The 14,432-nt window shown below is 68.2% G+C and carries 19 protein-coding genes; 17 read left to right on the top strand and 2 right to left on the bottom strand.

Annotated elements, in window-relative coordinates; genetic code table 11:
• The first annotated feature begins 23 nt into the window (after positions 1-23).
• The 10 genes from phoU (at position 24) to leuB (ending at position 8,318) form a co-directional block, all read left to right on the top strand.
• Positions 24-725: a phosphate signaling complex protein PhoU gene (gene phoU / locus GDI_RS14680; RefSeq protein WP_012227453.1), complete on the top strand. Its 702-nt coding sequence runs from the start codon at positions 24-26 to the stop codon at positions 723-725.
• 125 nt (positions 726-850) lie between these two features.
• Positions 851-1,378 carry a Spy/CpxP family protein refolding chaperone gene (locus GDI_RS14675; protein WP_012227452.1) on the top strand — a complete coding sequence of 176 codons (528 nt, stop codon included), beginning with the start codon at positions 851-853 and terminating at the stop codon, positions 1,376-1,378.
• A 149-nt stretch (positions 1,379-1,527) separates the two neighbouring features.
• The gene (gene ffh / locus GDI_RS14670) at positions 1,528-2,913 is read left to right on the top strand and encodes a signal recognition particle protein (protein ID WP_012227450.1); all 1,386 of its coding nucleotides are present in this window, start codon (positions 1,528-1,530) and stop codon (positions 2,911-2,913) included.
• A 64-nt stretch (positions 2,914-2,977) separates the two neighbouring features.
• Positions 2,978-3,319 carry a 30S ribosomal protein S16 gene (gene rpsP / locus GDI_RS14665; RefSeq protein WP_012227448.1) on the top strand — a complete coding sequence of 114 codons (342 nt, stop codon included), beginning with the start codon at positions 2,978-2,980 and terminating at the stop codon, positions 3,317-3,319.
• Positions 3,320-3,356: 37 nt separating this feature from the next.
• Positions 3,357-3,923 (top strand): ribosome maturation factor RimM, encoded by a 567-nt coding sequence (gene rimM, locus GDI_RS14660; RefSeq protein ID WP_012227446.1) that lies wholly within the window; start codon positions 3,357-3,359, stop codon positions 3,921-3,923.
• Positions 3,920-4,633, top strand: a complete 714-nt coding sequence (gene trmD, locus GDI_RS14655; protein WP_012227444.1) for a tRNA (guanosine(37)-N1)-methyltransferase TrmD — start codon at positions 3,920-3,922, stop codon at positions 4,631-4,633. The genes rimM and trmD overlap by 4 nt, the downstream gene beginning before the upstream one ends.
• A gap of 16 nt (positions 4,634-4,649) precedes the next feature.
• Entirely contained in the window at positions 4,650-5,030 is a 381-nt protein-coding gene (gene rplS / locus GDI_RS14650) for a 50S ribosomal protein L19 (RefSeq protein ID WP_012227442.1), read from the top strand.
• A 111-nt stretch (positions 5,031-5,141) separates the two neighbouring features.
• A complete protein-coding gene (gene leuC, locus GDI_RS14645; protein WP_012554863.1) occupies positions 5,142-6,545 on the top strand; it encodes a 3-isopropylmalate dehydratase large subunit in 1,404 nt (467 codons plus the stop codon).
• A 3-nt stretch (positions 6,546-6,548) separates the two neighbouring features.
• A complete protein-coding gene (gene leuD / locus GDI_RS14640; RefSeq protein ID WP_012227438.1) occupies positions 6,549-7,172 on the top strand; it encodes a 3-isopropylmalate dehydratase small subunit in 624 nt (207 codons plus the stop codon).
• A 33-nt stretch (positions 7,173-7,205) separates the two neighbouring features.
• Complete coding sequence (gene leuB, locus GDI_RS14635) at positions 7,206-8,318, top strand: 3-isopropylmalate dehydrogenase (RefSeq protein ID WP_012227436.1); 1,113 nt, start codon at positions 7,206-7,208, stop codon at positions 8,316-8,318.
• Between the two features lie 114 nt (positions 8,319-8,432).
• Here leuB and rpsU read toward each other — a convergent pair whose 3' ends face one another.
• Positions 8,433-8,636, bottom strand: coding sequence for a 30S ribosomal protein S21 (rpsU, locus tag GDI_RS14630; RefSeq protein ID WP_010506446.1), 204 nt, complete (start codon positions 8,634-8,636; stop codon positions 8,433-8,435).
• Between the two features lie 217 nt (positions 8,637-8,853).
• Between rpsU and def the strand changes: the two genes are divergently transcribed.
• Genes def through GDI_RS14605 form a run of 5 tightly spaced genes read left to right on the top strand, consistent with a single transcriptional unit; the run spans position 8,854 to position 12,741 of the window.
• Complete coding sequence (gene def / locus GDI_RS14625) at positions 8,854-9,384, top strand: peptide deformylase (protein ID WP_012227430.1); 531 nt, start codon at positions 8,854-8,856, stop codon at positions 9,382-9,384.
• Complete coding sequence (locus tag GDI_RS14620; protein WP_012227428.1) at positions 9,381-10,025, top strand: ubiquinone biosynthesis protein COQ9; 645 nt, start codon at positions 9,381-9,383, stop codon at positions 10,023-10,025. The genes def and GDI_RS14620 overlap by 4 nt, the downstream gene beginning before the upstream one ends.
• Positions 10,026-10,038: 13 nt before the next feature.
• Positions 10,039-10,590, top strand: a complete 552-nt coding sequence (locus GDI_RS14615) for a MarR family winged helix-turn-helix transcriptional regulator (RefSeq protein WP_012227426.1) — start codon at positions 10,039-10,041, stop codon at positions 10,588-10,590.
• 16 nt (positions 10,591-10,606) lie between these two features.
• Entirely contained in the window at positions 10,607-11,341 is a 735-nt protein-coding gene (locus GDI_RS14610; RefSeq protein WP_012554864.1) for a response regulator, read from the top strand.
• A 50-nt stretch (positions 11,342-11,391) separates the two neighbouring features.
• Entirely contained in the window at positions 11,392-12,741 is a 1,350-nt protein-coding gene (locus GDI_RS14605) for an ATP-binding protein (RefSeq protein WP_050935144.1), read from the top strand.
• Between the two features lie 8 nt (positions 12,742-12,749).
• Here the strand turns inward: GDI_RS14605 and GDI_RS14600 are convergent, their stop codons facing one another.
• Positions 12,750-13,319, bottom strand: coding sequence for an outer membrane protein assembly factor BamE (locus GDI_RS14600; protein WP_012227420.1), 570 nt, complete (start codon positions 13,317-13,319; stop codon positions 12,750-12,752).
• Between the two features lie 146 nt (positions 13,320-13,465).
• Between GDI_RS14600 and GDI_RS14595 the strand changes: the two genes are divergently transcribed.
• Both GDI_RS14595 and rpmF read left to right on the top strand, forming a co-directional pair.
• Complete coding sequence (locus tag GDI_RS14595; protein ID WP_012554866.1) at positions 13,466-14,011, top strand: YceD family protein; 546 nt, start codon at positions 13,466-13,468, stop codon at positions 14,009-14,011.
• Positions 14,012-14,149: 138 nt separating this feature from the next.
• On the top strand, positions 14,150-14,353 hold the full coding sequence (rpmF, locus tag GDI_RS14590) for a 50S ribosomal protein L32 (RefSeq protein ID WP_012554867.1): 204 nt from the start codon (positions 14,150-14,152) through the stop codon (positions 14,351-14,353).
• The last annotated feature ends 79 nt before the right edge of the window (positions 14,354-14,432 follow it).

The following is a 14,432-nucleotide window of genomic DNA, read 5'->3' as shown; positions in this document are numbered from 1 at the left end:
CGGACTGACAGACAGGGGGCAGCATGGGCAAGGAACAGGCGCATACCGTCAAGAGCTACGAGCAGGAGCTGACCCAACTGCGTGGGATGACGACCGCCATGGGCCGTCTCGTCGAGCGGCAGACCGGGCTTGCGATCGACGCGATCGTCGAGGCCGACATCCACGCGGCGCACGAGGCCCAGGCCCTCGACCCGCAGGTCGATGCGCTGGAGCGCGATGTCGAGGCGCTGGCGATCCGGCTGCTGGCGCTGCGCGCGCCGATGGCGGGCGACCTGCGCGAGATCGTGTCGGCCCTGAAGATCACCGGCGACCTGGAGCGCATCGGCGATTCCGCCGCCAGCATCGCCAAGCGGTCGCTGAAGGTGGAGGCCGCCCCGGTCGACGTGCCGACCGGCGGCCTGCGCGGCATGGGGCGGCTGGTGCAGGAGAACCTGCGCCGCGCCATCGACGCGATGAGCGGCCAGGACAGCGCGGGCGCGGTCGAGGTCTGGCAGTCCGACGCGGCGGTGGACGAGCTGTACACCGCCATGTTCCGCGAACTGGTGACCTACATGATGGAGGACCCGCGTACCATCCGGTCCTGTACCCACCTGCTGTTCATCGCCAAGAACCTGGAGCGGATCGGTGACCACGCGACCAATATCGCCGAGCGCGTCTATTACGCCGCGACCGGCGAAATGCTGCCGGCGGAGCGTCCGCGCGGCGGTGGAACTGTATCGCGATAGATTTGCCATGCTGTAACATGGGGGCGGCCATGCTTACATTTCGTAGCATATTCGCCCGATTTCGGAACGCGCGTCCGTGGTTACATTCCCGAGGTCAGTCCGGAATCGCGATTCCGGATCGGGGAATGAAAGAGGCTCAGATAATGTTCAAGAAGACGATCATGGCCGTGACGGTGCTGGCGGGCCTGTCCGGTACCGCCGCGATGGCACAGGATGCGCCGCCGCCGGATGGCGGCATGCACGGGGAATGGGGCCATCATGGTCCCCATGGCGGCATGCACGGCGATATGGGGTTCCTGGCCGGGCTGAATCTGACGCCGGCGCAGCACAAGCAGTTGCATGCGATCTTCGCGGCCGCGCACAAGGACCACAAGGGCGACTGGCAGCAGTTTCACGGCCTGCACCAGCAGATCGAGGAGCTTCTGCTGACGCCCGGCCCGGTCGACCGCGCGAAGCTGACGGCGCTGACGCAGCAGATCGACGCCGCGCATCAGGCGGAAGCCGCCGAGCGGCTGGATATCGCGGTGAAGATTCATGACATCCTGACGCCCGCGCAGCTTGCCCAGGCCAAGGAGCGTGCGGACAAGATCCACGCCCTGCACGAGCAGATGCGCGCGCTGATGAAGCCGGACCAGGGCCCGGACGGGAAGTAGTAAGCCCGTCCCGGTCCTGGTCGCTCCGGCCCGGGGCCGGCGAAATCGTTGACAGGTGATGGGGAGGCGCGTAAAGCCTCCCCCGAATCAGGAACGCCACTCCGCGAAGACTCGCGCAGTGGCGCGACTTCTTTTGGGGTGAATGTCTTTTGTTCGAGACGCTGTCAGGCAAGCTCTCCGGTGTGTTCGATGGCCTCGCCAAGCGCGGCGCGCTGTCCGAGGCCGATGTGGCCGAGGCGATGCGCGAAGTGCGCCTGGCGATGCTGGACGCCGACGTGGCGCTGCCCGTCGTCAAGGATTTCGTCGCCAAGGTCCGCGAACGTGCCGTGGGGCACGAGGTGCTGGGCAGCATCTCGCCCGGCCAGGCTGTCGCCAAGATCGTCAATGACGCGCTGATCGACGCGCTGGGCGGGGCGGGTGCCGTTCCGCTGAACCTGAACGCCGTCCCGCCCGTGCCGATCCTGATGGTCGGCCTGCAGGGATCGGGCAAGACCACGACGTCGGGCAAGATCGCCCTGCGCCTGGCGACGCGCGAGCGCAAGCGGGTGCTGCTGGCCAGCCTGGACACCCAGCGCCCGGCCGCGCAGCTTCAGTTGCAGCAACTGGCCGAACGCGCGGGCGTCGCGTCCCTGCCGATCGTGCCGGGCCAGACCCCGGTCGAGATCGCGCGGCGGGCGATGGATACCGGCCGGCGCGAAGGCTATGACGTCGTCATCCTCGATACCGCCGGCCGCCTGTCGATCGACGAGGCCCTGATGGACGAGGTGCGGGCGATCCGCACCGAGACCACGCCGGCCGAAACCCTGCTGGTCGTCGATGCGATGACCGGCCAGGATGCGGTCAACACCGCCCGTGCGTTCAACGAGGCCGTGGGCGTGACCGGCGTGGTGATGACCCGCATGGACGGTGACGCCCGCGGCGGCGCTGCGCTGTCGATGCGCGCGATGACCGGCGCGCCGATCAAGCTGACCGGTTCGGGCGAGAAGCTGGACGCGCTGGAGGAATTCCACCCCGAACGCGTCGCCGGCCGCATCCTGGGGCTGGGCGACATCGCCGGCCTGGTCGAGAAGGCCGCCGACACCCTGGATCATGAAGAGAGCGAGAAACTCGCCCTCAAGATGATGAAGGGCCAGTTCGACCTGGACGACTACGCGGCCCAGATCCGCCAGATCGCCAAAATGGGGTCGCTGTCGGGCATTCTCGACATGCTGCCCGGCATGGGCAAGATCAAGCAGGCGATGGGCGACAAGGACCTGGATACCTCGGTCCTGAAGCGGCACCAGGCCATCATTTCATCCATGACCCGGGCGGAGCGCAAGACGCCCGCCATCATCAAGGCGTCGCGCAAGAAGCGCATCGCCGCCGGGTCGGGAACCAGCGTTCAGGACGTCAACCGGCTGCTGAAGCAGTTCGATGACATGTCCACGATGATGAAGCGGATCAACAAGCTCGGCATGAAGGGACTCATGCGCCAGGGAATGTCCGCTCTCATGCCCAAGGGGGCGAAGCCGCCCGGCGGCCGTCCGTTCGGATGAACGGCCCGCCGCTTTTGCTTCGCCTTTGTCCGCATTCAGAATTTCACTTCGGAGAATCGTCTCAATGAGCCTCAAGATCCGCCTTGCCCGCGCCGGTGCGAAGAAGCGTCCGTACTATCACATCGTGATCGCCGACAGCCGTTCGCCCCGCGATGGCCGCTTCATCGAGAAGGTGGGCGCCTACAACCCGATGCTGCCGTCCGACCACGCCGACCGCGTGCGCCTGGTGAACGAGCGCATCACCCACTGGCTGTCGCAGGGCGCGCTGCCGACCGACCGCGTCGCCCGCTTCCTGGGCAATGCCGGCCTGGCGCCGAAGCCCGCCTACACCGAACAGCCGAAGAAGTCGGCGCCGAAGAAGCGCGCGCAGGAGCGTGCGGCCGCCGCCGCCGCTGCCGCGGCCTGATTCGGACGCGCGGACAGGATCACAGGCAGGCTGAACGGTGGATCGCGAGCGTATCCTGATGGGTGTGGTGGGACGTCCGCATGGCGTGCGGGGGCTGGTGCGCGTGCACAGCTACGCCGCCGTGCCGGAGGACCTGACCGCCTATGGGGCGCTGACCGACGAGCACGGACAGGTCTGGAGCCTGCGCTGGCGGGGTGACGGCATTGCCGAGCTGCGCGACGCGGCGGGGCAGCCCCTGTCGGGCCGCGACGCCGCGCAGGCAATGGTCAACCGGCGCCTCTATGTCGCGCGGACCAGCCTGCCGGAGCCCGATCAGGACGAATTCTACTTCACCGACCTGATCGGCATGGATGTCCGCGCCCAGGGCACCGACGCGCCGCTGGGCCGCGTGCTGGTCGTCCATGATTACGGCGCGGGGGTCAGCCTGGAACTCGGTGGCCAGGGGCATGCACCCCTGATCCTGCCGTTCACCCGGGCGTGCTTTCCGGTGGTCGACGTCGCCGCCGGCCGGATCGAGGCGGTCCTGCCGGACGAGATCGAGGTGCAGGGCGACCTGTCCGACAAGGGCGAGGTCGAGGTTTCGGCAACCGGGGGTGCGTCATGACCTGGCGGGCCACCGTGCTGACCCTGTTCCCCGACATGTTCCCCGGCCCGCTGGGCCAGTCGCTGGCCGGCCGTGCGCTGGAAGGCGGCCTGTGGTCGGTCGAGGCACGGAACCTGCGCGAGTACGGGCTGGGGCGGCATCGCGTCGTGGACGACACGCCGTTCGGGGGCGGGGCCGGCATGGTCATGCGTCCCGATGTGGTGTCGGCCGCGATCCGCGACGTGGCGCCGGCCGGGCGTCCGCTGGTCTATCCCACGCCGCGCGGCCGCCCGCTGCGCCAGGACGACGTGCGCCGCTATGCCGGCGGCCCGGGCCTGGTCGTGCTGTGCGGCCGGTACGAGGGGGTGGACGAACGGGCGCTGGAGGCCTGCGGTGCCGAACAGGTCTCGATCGGCGACTACGTCCTGTCGGGGGGGGAGATGGCGGCCCTGGTGCTGCTGGATTCCTGCGTCCGGCTGATCCCGGGGGTCATGGGCTCCGACGCCAGCGGCACGGAGGAAAGCTTTTCCGACGGGCTGCTGGAATATCCGCACTACACCAAGCCGGCGAGCTGGGAAGGGCGCGACGTGCCCGACATCCTGCTGTCCGGCCACCACGCCGCCATCGCCGGATGGCGGCAGACTGAATCCGAGACGGCGACCCGGACCCGTCGGCCCGACCTGTGGGCCGCACATCTGGAGCGCACCGGCTGCACTGACAGACAGTTTTGAAACGAGGGACTCGATCATGAACATTATCCAGCAGTATGAGGCCGACGAGATCGCGCGCCTTTCCGCCGCCCGCGAAGTGCCGGAATTCGGCCCCGGCGACACGGTCCGCGTGTCCGTCCGCGTCGTCGAGGGCGAGCGCAAGCGTATCCAGGCCTACGAGGGCGTGGTGATCGCGCGGTCGAACAAGGGGCTGAACAGCAACTTCACCGTCCGCAAGATCTCGAATGGCGAAGGCGTCGAGCGCGTGTTCCCGCTCTATGCCCCCACGATCGCCGAGATCAAGGTCGTGCGTCGCGGTGCCGTCCGTCGCGCGAAGCTGTATTATCTGCGTGGCCGTCGCGGCAAGTCGGCCCGTATCGCCGAGCGCGCGCGTGAGACGGTGTCGGCCGAGGCCTGAGCCTCTCCGCCCGCGACGCGGACAGGACCGGGTTCGTCGCTCCGCCATTCGTCCCCGTGACGGATGGCGGCGCTGGCGTATCCGATGACGAAGAGAAAGGAAGAAAGACCGATGGCCGCACGCACGCTGTTCGACAAGATCTGGGACAGTCATGTCGTCGAACGGCTTGAGGACGGCACGGCCATTCTCTACATCGACCGCCACCTGGTGCATGAAGTCACCAGCCCCCAGGCGTTCGAGGGGCTGCGCGCCAGCGGCCGGCGCCTGCGCCGCCCGGACGCCACCATCGCGGTGGTGGACCATAACGTGCCGACGTCGGACCGTACCCGGCCGATCGAGGAACCGGAAAGCCGCAACCAGGTCGAAACGCTGGAGCGCAATGTCCGGGAATTTGGCGTTCCCTATTTCCCGCTGCTGTCCGAACGCCAGGGCATCGTACATGTCGTGGGGCCGGAACAGGGGATTTCGCTGCCTGGCATGACCATCGTCTGCGGCGACAGCCATACGTCCACCCACGGCGCGCTGGGTGCGCTGGCGTTCGGCATCGGCACGTCCGAGGTCGAGCATGTCATGGCGACCCAGACGCTGCTCCAGAAGCCCGCGCGGAACATGAAGGTGGTGGTCGAGGGCCCGCTGGGCGCGGGGGTGACGGCCAAGGACGTGATGCTGGCGATCATCGGCCGCATCGGCACGGCGGGCGGCACCGGGCATGTGATCGAATTCGCGGGATCGACCATTCGCGGGCTGGACATGGCCGGCCGGATGACGATCTGCAACATGGCGATCGAAGCCGGCGCCCGCGCCGGCCTGGTCGCGCCCGACCAGACGACGTTCGACTATGTGCGCGGCCGCCCCTTCGCCCCGCAGGGCGAGGCGTTCGACCAGGCGGTGGCCTGGTGGAAGACGCTGCCTGCGGACGAGGGCGCGCAGTACGACAAGGTCGTCGAATTGCGGGCCGAGGACATTCCGCCGGTCCTGACCTGGGGCACCAGCCCGGAAACCGTCATTCCGGTGACGGGCACGGTCCCCGATCCGCAGGCCGAGCCCGACGAGGCCCGGCGCGGGCAGATGCGGCGCATGCTGGACTATATGGGCCTGCAGGCCGGGCAGCCGATTGCCGGCGTGCCGGTGGATGTCGTCTTCATCGGGTCCTGCACCAACAGCCGGATCGAGGACCTGCGTTCGGCGGCCGCGGTGGTGGCGGGCCGTCATGTCGCGCCGGGCGTGCGCGCGATGGTGGTGCCTGGTTCGGGCATCGTGAAGGCCCAGGCCGAGCAGGAGGGGCTGGACCGCATCTTCCGCGATGCCGGCTTCGAATGGCGCGAGGCAGGCTGTTCGATGTGCCTGGGCATGAACCCGGACAAGCTGACCCCCGGCCAGCGCTGCGCCTCGACCTCGAACCGCAATTTCGAGGGACGGCAGGGCCCGGGCGGCCGCACCCACCTGCTGTCGCCCGCCATGGCGGCGGCGGCGGCGGTCACGGGACATCTGACAGACGTGCGGGAGCTGATCTGAGCCATGGAGAAATTCACCGTCCTGACCGCGATCGCGGCGCCGCTGCCCGAAGCGAACATCGACACGGACAAGATCATTCCCGCCCGGTTCCTGAAGACCACCAAGCGGTCGGGGCTGGGCGTGCATGCCTTCGACGGCATGCGCTACAATCCGGACGGGTCCGAAAAGCCCGATTTCGTGCTGAACCAGGCGCCCTATCGCCAGGCCGGCATCCTGATCACTTACGACAATCTCGGCTGCGGTTCGTCGCGCGAACATGCGCCGTGGGCGCTGCTGGATTTCGGCATCCGCTGCGTGATCGCGCCGTCCTTTGCGGATATCTTCTTCAATAACTGCTTCAAGAACGGAATCCTGCCGATCCGGCTGCCGCGCGAGGTCTGCGACGCGCTGATGGACGATGCGCGGCTGGGCGGCAACGGCCGGCTGACGGTCGATCTGGAACGCCAGGTGGTCATCCGCCCGGACGGCGCCGAAATCGCCTTCGAGATCGATCCGCTGCGCCGGCACCTGCTGCTGGAAGGGCTGGACGATATCGGCCAGACCCTGCAGCACGAAGGCGCGATCGACACTTTCGAGGCCACGCGCGAACGGGCCCAGCCCTGGCAGACGCGGATCGTCATCGACTGACGCCGCACCCGTCGTCACTACTGGAAGACCGAGATGACCGTTACCAAGAAGCTCCTTGTCCTGCCCGGAGACGGGATCGGCCCCGAGATCATGCACGAAGTCGCGCGGGTCGTGGCGTGGATGAGCCGCACGCGCGGCATCGTCTTCGACATTTCCGAGGACCTGGTCGGTGGCGCGTCGCTGGCGGTGCATGGCGTGCCGATTCGTGACGAGGTGATCGCGGCGGCGAAGGCGGCCGACGCGGTGCTGTTCGGTTCGGTCGGCGATCCGAAATGGGCGTCGGCCGGTTTCGACCGCCGCCCGGAAATCGCGATCCTGAAACTGCGCCAGGAACTGGGACTGTTCGCCAACCTGCGTCCGGCCAAGGTGTTCGACGCGCTGGTCGATTCCAGCACGCTGAAGCCGGAGGTCGTGGCCGGGCTGGATATCATGATCGTGCGCGAAACCGTGGGCGGCATCTATTTCGGCGAGCCGCGCGGGATCGAGACCCTGCCCGACGGCACGAAGCGCGGCATCAACACGGAAGTCTACACCACGGCGGAAATCGAGCGCGTCGCCCGCGTCGCCTTCGACCTGGCGCGGCAGCGCGGCAATCGCGTCTGCTCGGTCGAAAAATGCAACGTGATGGAAAGCGGCCTGTTGTGGAAAGAGGTCGTGACCGACCTGCACGCGCGCGAGTACGCGGATGTCGAACTCAGCCACATGCTGGCGGATAATTGCGCGATGCAGATGGTGCGCAACCCGCGCCAGTTCGACGTGATCGTGACCGGCAACTTGTTCGGCGACCTGCTGTCCGACCTGGCGTCGATGCTGACCGGCAGCCTGGGCATGCTGCCCTCCGCCACGCTGGGCGCGGTGGACGCCGCCGGCCGCCGGCCCGCGCTGTATGAACCCATCCACGGCAGCGCGCCCGACATCGCGGGCAAGGGCATCGCGAATCCGCTGGCGCAGATCCTCTCGTTCTCGATGCTGCTGCGCTATTCCTTCGCGATGGAGGCCGAGGCCGCGCTGATCGAAAAGGCGGTCGCCAACGTCCTGGCCAGCGGCCTGCGCACCGCCGACATCATGAGCCCCGGCATGGCCCCGGTCAGCACCGCTGTCATGGGCGAGGCCGTGGTGCGCGAACTCGACAAACTGAACGGCTGAGGCTGTTCCCGCCGGGCCCGGACAGGGCCCGGCCTTTTGGGACAACAGATATGGAAAAGGCCGGCATCCCCAGGATGCCGGCCTTTCTGATTCGGACTGACCCGGAGGGGCAGATTAGAACCCTTCGCGCTCCAGGCGCTTGCGCTCCATCTTGCGGGCGCGGCGCACAGCTTCGGCAGCCTCGCGCGCCTTGCGCTCGGACGGCTTTTCGTAGTGGCGACGCAGCTTCATTTCACGGAAGATGCCTTCACGCTGCATCTTCTTCTTGAGCGCCTTGAGAGCCTGGTCGACATTGTTGTCGCGAACGAGAACCTGCACTTGGTCGTCAACTCCTGTTTGTGGCTGTCCTGATCGGCCACGAAATCCGTCATGGCGGGATGACCGCCCAAGGCCCAGCCCTGCATGCGATTCCCGAGTGGGGCGGACCTATAACATGGGCTTCGCGGAAAACACAAATCATTCCGCCCGTTTCCCGCAGGAAGCGGCCAGACTATTTTAGAGGCCCTGCTTTACCGGCGAAGGACGGCTACAGACCATGACCCTGCTCAAGATTGCCCGGATGGGCCATCCCGTGCTGCTGCGCCGCGCGGACGAGGTCGCGGACCCCACCGCGCCCGACATCGCGCGCCTGATCGACGACATGATCGAGACGATGGAGGACGCGCGCGGCGCGGGCCTGGCGGCGCCGCAGGTCCATGTCTCGCTGCGGCTGTTCGTCTACCGCGTGCCGGCCGAACGCAGCGCCGGAGGGGACGATCCGCCCCGTGAGACCAGCGTGCTGATCAATCCCGTCCTCAGCCTCGTGGATGACGAGATGGCGTTGCGGCCCGAGGGCTGCCTGTCGATTCCCGGCCTGCGCGGCATGGTGCCCCGGCATGTCCGCATCGCCTATTCCGGCCTGGACCGGGCAGGGCAGGCGGTGCAGGGCGTCGCGTCGGGTTTCCTGGCGAACGTGCTACAGCATGAATACGATCACCTGGACGGTATTCTCTACCCGATGCGGATGACCGATCTGGGGCAGATGGGATTCGACGAGGAAATCGGACGATACGGAGTACGCACATGATCGTGAAGCGATGCGCCAGCGGCCTGGCGGCCCGGCTGGCAGGATGCGCCGCCGCCTGCGCCCTTCCGGGGCGGCCGGAACGCAGCGCGGCGCGTGACGCGGCCCTGGCCCGCATGGGCGACGTGGCGGGCCAGCGCGGATGGGGCATGGACGTGTTGCGCGACGTCGCCGGAGCGGATGCCGACCTGCTGTTTCCCGGCGGCCCGGCGGATCTGGTCGAGTCCTGGTTCGACCATGCCGACCGCGCGATGATCGAGGCCGCGCATGGCCTGGACGAACCACGCCTCAGCCGCCGGGTGCGCGCGGTCATCCTGCTGCGGCTGGACAGGGTCACGCCCGACCGCGCGGCGGTGCGCCGGGCGCTGGGCGTGCTGGTGACGCCCGGCCATGGCGCGGCGCTGGCGCGCACCATGGTACGGACGGTCGATGCGATCTGGGAGGCCGCGGGCGACCGCGCGACCGGGGTCACCCGCCAGACCAAGCGCATGACCCTGGGCACGATCTATGCGCAGGTGCTGCTGTTCTGGCTGGCGCGGGGCGATGACCGGGCCGCGGTTGCGGACTTCCTGGACCGGCGGCTGGCCGCTGTTGCACGATTCGGCCGGCTGAAGCAGCGCATGATGGCGCGGCGGGCCGCCTGAGCGGACGGGGAACGTGGCGAACGAATCCAAGGCGCCGGCGCGGCGACCCGGCGGCGCGGCGGCGGGGTCCGGCCTGCTGTTCCTGCGCGAGGAGGAGATGCGCCAGGCGCAGGAATTGATGGGCCTGGCATGGCGCGATTTTGGCGCGGTGGTCGATCCGGTGCTGGAGGGGCTGGGGCTGGGCCGCGCGCATCACCGGGTCCTGCAACTGGTGGGCCACCACCCGGGCATTGCCGTCGGCGCGCTGCTGGACCTGCTGGGAATCACCAAGCAGAGCCTGGGCCGCGTCCTGGCCGACCTGCAATCGCGCGGCTATGTCACGCAGGAAGTGGGCCGGCGGGACCGCAGGTTGCGCCTGTTGCACCTGACCGAATCCGGCGCTGCGGTGGAACGCCAGTTGTTCGATCTGCAGCGCGAGAAGCTGATGGGCGTCTACCGCGATGCGGGGGCGGCGGCGATCGAGGGGTTTCGCCGCGTCATGCAGGGCCTTATGGACGACAGGACGCGCCGCGTGCTGGACAGCGTCAATGCTGCGACCGAGCGTACACGCCGAGGCAGGACATGAGCCGGGACAGGATGTGATGGGTACGGACGGACGGGACAACGCGGTGCGGGACGGGTCGATCGCCGGGGCGCATATTCTGGTGGTGGATGACGATCCGCGCCTGCGCCGCCTGCTGCAACGCTACCTGACCGAGCAGGGGTTTCGCATCAGCGCCGCCGCGTCGGCGGCCGAGGCCCGGCAGGTGCTGGGCTTCATGCAGCCCGACGCGATGGTGCTGGACGTGACCATGCCCGGCGAGAACGGACTGCTGCTGACCCGCGCCCTGCGGCAGGAGGGGCAGGACCTGCCGATCCTGCTGCTGACCGCGCGCGGCGAGCCCGAGGACCGCATTACCGGGCTGGAGGCCGGGGCCGACGATTACCTGGGCAAGCCCTTCGAGCCGCGCGAACTGCTGCTGCGGCTGAAGGCGCATCTGCGGCGGTTCGCGCCGCCGCCGCCGTCGGACAATCTGCGCGTGGTCCGGCTGGGCGGGCTGGAATTCGACCCGGCACGGGGCCTGCTGTCGGGTCCCGAGGGCAGCGTCCACCTGACGGGGGGCGAGATCGCGCTGCTGACCGTGCTGGCGCGCCGCCCCAACGAGACCCTGTCGCGCGACGAGATCGCCCGGGTGCTGGACATGGAGGAAATCGGCGAGCGCGCGGTGGACGTGCAGGTGACGCGCCTGCGCCGCCGGATCGAGCCCGACCCGCGTGAACCCCGATTCCTCCAGACCGTGCGCGGCAAGGGCTATGTGCTGAAGCCCGGGCTGTGACGGCCGGCGGCGCCAACGGCGGCGTGGGGAGGGACAAGCCATCCTCGCCCATGGCGTGGCTGCGCCGCCGGATGGACCGGCCGGTGCGCCGGGTCCTGCCGCGTTCCCTGCTGGGGCGGACCCTGCTGATCGTGTTGATCCCGCTGGTCGTGACGCAGGGGATCTCGCTGGAACTGTTTTACGGCAATTACCTGCAGGTCGTCTCGCGCCGCATGTCGGGCAGCGTCGCGGCGGACATCGTCCTGACGCTGGACCTGATGGGGCGGTATCACGCGGCCGGCGACCGGGCCTGGATCATGCGGCGGGTGCGTGAGCGCACGCAGCTGGACATGATCTGGAATCCGGGTCAGCGCCTGGACCGGACGGGATCGACCCACGTGCTGGGACCGATGGACGAGGATCTGGCCCAGGCGCTGGAGACGTCGATCGGCCGGCCCGCCTTCATCGACTGGATCGACGACCCGCACACCGTTGGTATCCGCATCCAGATGCCCGACGGGGTGCTGGATGTCGGCGCCCCGCGCAAGCGGCTGGATGTCGCGCCGATCTGGCTGTTCGTCGTCTGGACGGTGGGCAGCACGCTGCTGCTGTTCCTGGTTGCCAGCGTGTTCATGCGCAACCAGGTCCGTGCCATTCGTCGTCTGGCCCGCGCGGCGGAATTGTTCGGGCTGGGCCGCGACACCGGGCCCATCCGTCCCGAAGGCGCGCAGGAGGTACGCAAGGCGGCCGTCGCCTTCAACCGCATGCAGGACCGCATCTTCCGCTTCGTGGCGCAGCGCACCGCCGTCCTGGCGGGCGTGTCGCACGACCTGCGCACGCCGCTGACCCGGCTGCGGCTTTCGCTGGCCATGATCCCGCACCAGGGCGCGATCGATGCCGAAATGCTCCGCGCCGACGTGGCGGACATGATCGGCGACATCGCGGAAATGGAGCGCATGATCGAAAGCTACCTGTCCTTCGCGCGGGGCGAGGGGGCCGAGACACCGGTCGCGGTCGATGTCGGCGCATTGCTGGACGAGACCGCCGCCGCCTTCCGCAGGGCGGGCGGCACCGTCCTGTCGATCTCGCTGCCTGCGCCGGTCGAGGCCACGCTGCGGCCCGATGCCTTCCGCCGGGTGCTGGACAACGTCATGCAGAACGCGCGCCGCCATGGCGGCCGCGTCGCCCTCAGTGCCAGCCGCGATGGACGCGGCATCGTCGTCTGCATCGATGATGACGGACCGGGAATCCAGACGGACCGGCTGGAGACGGTCTTTCGCCCATTCGAAAGCGGACAGAACGGGGGAACCGGCCTGGGGCTGACGATCTCACGCGATATCGTGCGCGCCCATGGCGGGGACATCACCCTGCAGCCCAGCCGCCTGGGCGGCCTTCAGGTCAGGATCATACTGCCCGTATAGGGCCGCCGTCAGGGGAGGGAGTTGCCCGTGCCCCCGTGGCCCGGTCCGCTGTTGAAGCCCATCGGGCCGGTGCTGCCGCCGAAGGTGCTGTTCAGGTTGCTCATCGGGTTGTAGCGGCCGACATTGCCCAGGATCTGCTGGACGATGTTGATCCGGGTGCCCGGGGTCGGGGTCACGTCCGGGCTCATGGTCACGGGGCGCGCGTTCTTGAGGTTCAGCGTCCGCAGGTTGCGCAGCACGCCGCCATTGTCGAAGTTCAGGACCACGACATCCTGCTTCCGGATGCCCGGAAAGCTGATCGGGACGTAGACGGTTTCCATGGAGATATAGATCCATGTGTTGTCGTCGAACGTCGCGTGCGTCGTCGGCGACCCCAGCAGGTCCATGACGTCAGAACGCGTGCTGACCCCCGGCTTGAGCTGGGCATAATCGTCCGGCTCGACCAGCGATCCGCGCGGCACCGGCCGCGACAGGAAGACCGAGCACCCGGACAGCAGCAGTCCCATTCCGATGACGGCGCAAGGCAGCAGGCGCCTGATGGGGCGGGAAGTCGGCGTCGTGTCCGAAGATGACCGCATGGCCTGAAGGGCGTCCTGATCCGGGAAAAACTCCTCTGTCGGGTGCCTGATTGGGGTGGCGAAGTCAATTCTTCATCGCCATACATGAGTGAATATCATGTGGATTGCGGGCCGCGCGCGGATCGCCGCTAAGGAGCAGGAACGGAATGGAGGCGGAATTTTCCCGTAAGGTGGCGGTGGGCCGAATCGCGGCGTCGGGCAAGGAAGTGACCATCGAGGCCGAAAAGGCGGAACGCGTCGCCCTGGCCAGGCGCCTGGGCCTGCCGGCCGTCCACGCGCTGTCCTGCCGCTATCGCCTGACGCCGGGTCGGCAGGGCGAGGTCCTGGCCGAAGGCTGGCTGACCGCGGAGGTGGAACAGGTCTGCGTGGTCACGACCGACCATTTCACCGACGTGCTGGCCGAAAATTTCACGGCGCGCTTCGTCCCCGCCGAACGGTTCCGCGAGGACGAGGACCTGGACCCCGAGGCGATCGACGAGATCCCCTACGAACGGGACATGATCGACCTGGGGGAACTGGCGGCCGAGGAACTGTCGCTGGTGCTGGCCCCCTATCCGCGCGCGCCGGGTAGCGTGCTGCCCGAGGGCGTGGGGCATGTCGACGCGCCGCCGGCCAATCCCGAGGACGAGGAGGAGGGCGCCCGTCCATCGCCCTTCGCCGCCCTCGCGGCCCTGAAAAAGGGGTCGCATTAGGCAGGGGGAAAGAGGGGTTGGGAGAACATGCCTTGCGGAATGTGTTCCTGTCTGCTAGAGGCGCCCCCTCAATTATCGATAACTGATCGGGGTCCAGCCGGACCCGATTAAGATCCCAGATCGGAGGGGCCCGGGCCCATGGCTGTACCCAAGAGAAAAACCTCGCCGTCCCGTCGCGGCATGCGCCGCAGCCACGAGGCGCTGAGCGTCCAGGCCCATGCGGAATGCGCGAACTGCGGCGAACTGAAGCGCCCGCATCACGTCTGCAGCCATTGCGGTCATTATGACGGCCGTGAAGTCGTTGCCGCCGGCAAGACGCTGAAGACCGCTGTCCGGGCCTGACCCGACAGCGCATGGTCATGCGGAGGAAATGGCGTGGTCCGGGTAAGAGCGGGCCGTGCCGTTTCATGCGACACGATCC

It is taken from the genome of Gluconacetobacter diazotrophicus PA1 5 (assembly GCF_000067045.1).
GTDB lineage: Bacteria > Pseudomonadota > Alphaproteobacteria > Acetobacterales > Acetobacteraceae > Gluconacetobacter > Gluconacetobacter diazotrophicus.
This window is presented reverse-complemented; position numbering and strand designations above follow the sequence as displayed.

What these genes read in the sequence shown, in the direction of transcription:
- phoU (WP_012227453.1), top strand. Translation starts at nt 24, where the DNA reads ATGGGCAAGGAACAGGCGCATACCGTCAAGAGCTACGAGCAGGAGCTG.
- GDI_RS14675 (WP_012227452.1), top strand. Translation starts at nt 851, where the DNA reads ATGAAAGAGGCTCAGATAATGTTCAAGAAGACGATCATGGCCGTGACG.
- rpsP (WP_012227448.1), top strand. Translation starts at nt 2,978, where the DNA reads ATGAGCCTCAAGATCCGCCTTGCCCGCGCCGGTGCGAAGAAGCGTCCG.
- trmD (WP_012227444.1), top strand. Translation starts at nt 3,920, where the DNA reads ATGACCTGGCGGGCCACCGTGCTGACCCTGTTCCCCGACATGTTCCCC.
- rplS (WP_012227442.1), top strand. Translation starts at nt 4,650, where the DNA reads ATGAACATTATCCAGCAGTATGAGGCCGACGAGATCGCGCGCCTTTCC.
- leuC (WP_012554863.1), top strand. Translation starts at nt 5,142, where the DNA reads ATGGCCGCACGCACGCTGTTCGACAAGATCTGGGACAGTCATGTCGTC.
- leuD (WP_012227438.1), top strand. Translation starts at nt 6,549, where the DNA reads ATGGAGAAATTCACCGTCCTGACCGCGATCGCGGCGCCGCTGCCCGAA.
- leuB (WP_012227436.1), top strand. Translation starts at nt 7,206, where the DNA reads ATGACCGTTACCAAGAAGCTCCTTGTCCTGCCCGGAGACGGGATCGGC.
- def (WP_012227430.1), top strand. Translation starts at nt 8,854, where the DNA reads ATGACCCTGCTCAAGATTGCCCGGATGGGCCATCCCGTGCTGCTGCGC.
- GDI_RS14620 (WP_012227428.1), top strand. Translation starts at nt 9,381, where the DNA reads ATGATCGTGAAGCGATGCGCCAGCGGCCTGGCGGCCCGGCTGGCAGGA.
- GDI_RS14610 (WP_012554864.1), top strand. Translation starts at nt 10,607, where the DNA reads ATGGGTACGGACGGACGGGACAACGCGGTGCGGGACGGGTCGATCGCC.
- GDI_RS14605 (WP_050935144.1), top strand. Translation starts at nt 11,392, where the DNA reads ATGGCGTGGCTGCGCCGCCGGATGGACCGGCCGGTGCGCCGGGTCCTG.
- GDI_RS14600 (WP_012227420.1), bottom strand. Translation starts at nt 13,319, where the DNA reads ATGCGGTCATCTTCGGACACGACGCCGACTTCCCGCCCCATCAGGCGC.
- GDI_RS14595 (WP_012554866.1), top strand. Translation starts at nt 13,466, where the DNA reads ATGGAGGCGGAATTTTCCCGTAAGGTGGCGGTGGGCCGAATCGCGGCG.
- rpmF (WP_012554867.1), top strand. Translation starts at nt 14,150, where the DNA reads ATGGCTGTACCCAAGAGAAAAACCTCGCCGTCCCGTCGCGGCATGCGC.